Here is a 4,089-nt window from a genome sequence, read left to right on the forward strand (position 1 = left end):
GCAAGGCCGCCGCCCGAACGCGCGACGCCCTCTGGGACGCGATCGCCTCGGCCCTCAACGCCTATCCGCCCGACGAATGCCAGCGCTACATCGTCAACGCAGGATATGCGTCCGCGTAACACGAAAACGCTCTAGCCAGCAGGCTCCATGGGGGGCTCCGCTAGGTGATTGAGCATCGCGATCGAGGGACTCGGCCGGCCCCCTTCAGCGAGATCCGAGGTAGGCGTCGCACGCCCGCGGTTCCCAAGGCTTTGGATGGCTCGTGGCCGGCTTGACGTTGACGCGCGATCTCGCCACCGGCGTCAGCCCCATCTCGGTCATCAGACGGTGCATCAGCTCGAGCTGCTTATTTGCGACTGCAAGCCAGGGGTTCTGTTGCACATAGCCGGACGGGAGCTTGATGAGAGCGGGGGTCTCGGCGAGCCGCCGCTCGGCCTCGACCCAGCGGCCATAGGTCTGGCAGTAGGCGGCCATCACGGCCCGATCGAGCGCGCTCAGCATGCCTAGATCGACCAATTCTCGAACCAGCCGCTTCCACTCCGCCTTGGCGGTCGGCAAGAGATGGGCCGGGCAGGTGGGCGCTCCGCGGACCGGGCGGGGCTCCTGACGGCGCCGACGGGACGGCGTGCCAACCACAGAGAGCGAACCGAGACCGGGCTTGCGGCCGCGCATCTTACCGCGCTCCCGCCAGCCGCTCGAACAGCCTGCGGATGACGTAGCTGCGGCCGAGAGAGACGAGGGTAAAGATCAGGGCGATCGCGCTGTCGGCGGCGAGCGTGGTGTGGATGCCGAACAGCGGATAGGCGAGACGCTGGATGATGAGGGCAAGCAGATAGCCCGCCACGACATTCGCGAGCGCTTCGGCAAGGGATCCGCCCCGGGACTGAGCCGCGCGCATCGCTATGCGGCCGCTCCGGCCAACCGCTCGCAAGCCACCTCTCCGAAGGCGCGCTCGTCACCTTCGAGCGTCGCGACGCCGCCGGTCGCGTCCTGCCAGCGCCGGACGATGACGTCGCAATAGGCGGGATCGAGCTCGACCAGCGCCGCTGTCCGACCGGTCGCCTCGGCGGCCATCAGCGTCGTGCCGGATCCGCCGAACGGATCCAGCACGAGGTCGCGCGTCTTGGAGGAGTTGCGGATCGCCTGCTCGACGAGCGCGATCGGTTTCATGGTCGGATGCAGATCGTTCTTCGCCGGCCTGTCGTGCCGCCAGACGTCGCCCTGGTCGCGCGCGCCGCACCAGAAGCGGTCGACGCCCTTTGGCCAGCCATAAAGGATGGGCTCGTACTGGCGCTGGTAGTCGGAGCGGCCAAGCGTGAAGGCGTTCTTCGCCCAGATAACGTAGGTCGACCAGTGCCCGCCCGCGGCCTCGAAGGCCGCCTTCAACGTCCCAAGCTCTGACGAGGACATGCAGACATAGACGCCGCCCTTCACGTGGCGGAGGAAGGCCGAGCACGCAGCGAGCAGGAACGCGCCGAAGCCTTCGCCCAGATCGTCATTGGCGATCGCCGCATGCTTATCCGTCCGGTAGTCGACGTTGTAAGGCGGATCGGTGAAGACCATGTCGGCAAGCGCGCCGCCGAGCGCCTTCCTCACATCATCCTGTCGGGTCGCGTCGCCGCAGAGCAGGCGATGAGATCCGATCAGCCACAGGTCGCCTGGTCGTGACACGGGGATTACGGGCGGCTCAGGCGCCTCGTCCTCGAAGCTGCGCCCGCCGTCCTGGCTGGCGAGCAGCGCCTCGACCTCGCCCGTCCCGAAGCCCGCCAGGTCGAGGTCGACTCCGAGCGCCACAAGGTCGGCGACCTCGGCCGCCAGCATCGCCTCGTCCCAGCCGGCGTTGAGCGCGAGCTTGTTGTCGGCGAGCACATAGGCGCGGCGTTGGGCCTCCGTGAGCCCGGCGAGCTCGATGACCGGCACGCTGTCCATCTGGAGCTTTCTGGCCGCGAGCAGCCGTCCATGGCCCGCCACGACGCCGTTGCGGCCGTCGACCAGGATCGGATTGGTCCAGCCGAACTCGCGGATGGAGCCTGCGATCTGGGCGACCTGCGCGTCGGAATGGGTGCGGGCGTTCCGGGCGTAGGGGATCAGGTCGGCGACCGGCCGCCAGGTGACGGCGAGGTCGCGGTCGGTGGAACCGGCTCCGTAGTTTGTCGACTGGATCTGGGCGTTCTGGGCTGCCGTCATGGCCGCACACTCCGAGAAGCACTACGAGACGAGAGGCCGGGACCTACGGGATACCCCCTCCCCAATTTCTGGGTTCTGCGTGCGCAGCGACGCCGCCGGTCCGTGGATCCAAAGCCTGTAGGTTTTAAACCGCCCCCCCGGGGGTAGGCGTCTGCTTCGAGATCAGCTCCAGCGACGTTGATTATCACTGAACTCGGGTTAATCGTCTAGATGACGCGACTGCGCAGGACTACGCTCTACTGCGCTGATGAGAATTATTTTCTGCTGCAATCCACGCGATGCATTGATCCGACTGCTTGGAGCCACATCCTGCTGGTTCAACGCGGCGACGTGGAACAGATCGTCAGCGCGCCGCTTCCAGCGCCGGATGCTGACGGAGAGGAGAGGCCATGGAGCTGCATCGTCCGCTTTCGACGATGCACGTGGTTCTCGCCGGCCTCCTCGCAGGGGCAGCCGGCGTCGCAGCCATGACCCTGGCCGAGAAGCTGGAGCAGGCGTTTACTGGATGTCCGAACTCCTACGTGCCGGCGCACACGCTCGAGCGGCTGCTGCAGCTCCCTGAAAGGCGGGACAGAGATCGTCTCGGTCTGAATTGGGCCATGCACTGGGGGCAGGGCATTGCGCTTGGAGCCGTTCGGGCCCTCATGGCGCGACGGGGAGTTCGCGGTCCTGTCGCGTCGTTCCTGTTCCTCAATCTCAGACTGTTCAACGATCAGGCTCTGGAGAACGCGACCGGCGTCGGCGCGCCTCCGTGGACATGGCCCAGGGACGAGCAGACCATCGACCTGTTGCACAAGGCCATCTACGCCTTCGTCACCGGAGTGGTCGCCGACGGTATGATCGCGGCTGCCACACACCGGCGGCGGCCTCGTAGTCGGCTCCGCCGCTGGTCGGGCGAGGGTTGATCACGCTCGTCATTCCAGTCGTGCGCGCATGCGCCTCCGGTGCGGCTGGAATCCATCTGCGCGTGCCGCCCGGCCGGATCGAGCAGTGCGTGGCTGCGAGGCTTCGTGAACATCACGCGCTGATCGGAAAACTCGCGTTCCTCCGGAGCTCGGCGAGACACGTCTCCAGCTGCTTACGGCTTCCTTCGTCGCCCGCGTCGCGCCCGACACGCTGAAGGCTATGATGCAGGCTTATTGGAGGGGGTCGAGTTGAGTCGGGCGATGCGCGGACGCTTCGTGTACGACCGAGCTGAGCTTTGGGCTGACGGCGTCATCCATGCCTCCGGCATCGTTCTCGCGCTCGTCGGAGTGGTGGCTCTCGTCACCTTCTTCGCTCCTGCCTCATCCTCGGACCTCGTTCCGATCAGCGTCTACTGCGTCGGGCTGCTTTCCGTCCTCGTAGTCTCGGCGGCCTACAACATGTGGCCGGTCTCGCCGGTGAAGTGGTGGCTGAGGCGCTGCGATCATTCAGCGATCTTCGTCCTGATCGCCGGCACCTACACTCCGTTCCTGGCGCGCATGAGCGATGGCATGGCCGCGCAGGGCATGTCCGCGCTGCTCTGGACCGCAGCTCTGGCCGGCATCCTTCTGAAGATCACGCGGCCCGGCCGCTACGATCGGGTGACGATCGGCCTTTACCTCGCGATGGGGTGGAGCTGCGTGATCATCTGGGACCGCGTCATGATGCTGCCAGCCGCCACCCTGTGGCTGCTTGTGGCAGGCGGGATCTTTTACACGGGAGGCGTTGTGTTCCACCTCTGGCACAGGCTGCGCTTTCATAACGCCATCTGGCACGCCTGCGTGCTGGTGGCGACCGCTTTTCACTACGCAGCGGTCGTATCGCTGGTCGCAGCGCCCGGTGTTGTGTCGGCGTAAAGTCAAGGGAACGTCCCAACCTACCGCGTCTGTCAATCGGCGCTGAACTTTGACCCCTTATCGGCGTCCAATGTTGACCCCC

At 66.1% G+C, this 4,089-nt stretch carries 5 protein-coding genes; 2 read left to right on the plus strand and 3 right to left on the minus strand.

Going from position 1 to position 4,089, the window contains the following annotated elements:
• Window positions 1-204 precede the first annotated feature (204 nt).
• Genes EK403_RS21925 through EK403_RS21935 form a run of 3 tightly spaced genes read right to left on the minus strand, consistent with a single transcriptional unit; the run spans window position 205 to window position 2,187 of the window.
• Window positions 205-672 (minus strand): phage terminase small subunit P27 family, encoded by a 468-nt coding sequence (locus tag EK403_RS21925; protein ID WP_128779577.1) that lies wholly within the window; start codon window positions 670-672, stop codon window positions 205-207.
• Window position 673: 1 nt separating this feature from the next.
• Complete coding sequence (locus EK403_RS21930) at window positions 674-898, minus strand: DUF7220 family protein (protein ID WP_128779578.1); 225 nt, start codon at window positions 896-898, stop codon at window positions 674-676.
• A gap of 2 nt (window positions 899-900) precedes the next feature.
• Entirely contained in the window at window positions 901-2,187 is a 1,287-nt protein-coding gene (locus tag EK403_RS21935; RefSeq protein WP_128779579.1) for a site-specific DNA-methyltransferase, read from the minus strand.
• A gap of 389 nt (window positions 2,188-2,576) precedes the next feature.
• On the opposite strand from EK403_RS21935, the gene EK403_RS21940 reads away from it, so the two are divergent.
• Both EK403_RS21940 and trhA read left to right on the plus strand, forming a co-directional pair.
• Window positions 2,577-3,092, plus strand: coding sequence for a hypothetical protein (locus tag EK403_RS21940; protein WP_245479849.1), 516 nt, complete (start codon window positions 2,577-2,579; stop codon window positions 3,090-3,092).
• A gap of 261 nt (window positions 3,093-3,353) precedes the next feature.
• Window positions 3,354-4,007: a PAQR family membrane homeostasis protein TrhA gene (gene trhA / locus EK403_RS21945; protein ID WP_128779580.1), complete on the plus strand. Its 654-nt coding sequence runs from the start codon at window positions 3,354-3,356 to the stop codon at window positions 4,005-4,007.
• Window positions 4,008-4,089: the final 82 nt, after the last annotated feature.

It is taken from the genome of Hansschlegelia zhihuaiae, assembly GCF_004103825.1.
In the GTDB taxonomy this organism is placed as follows: Bacteria; Pseudomonadota; Alphaproteobacteria; order Rhizobiales; family Methylopilaceae; genus Methylopila; species Methylopila zhihuaiae.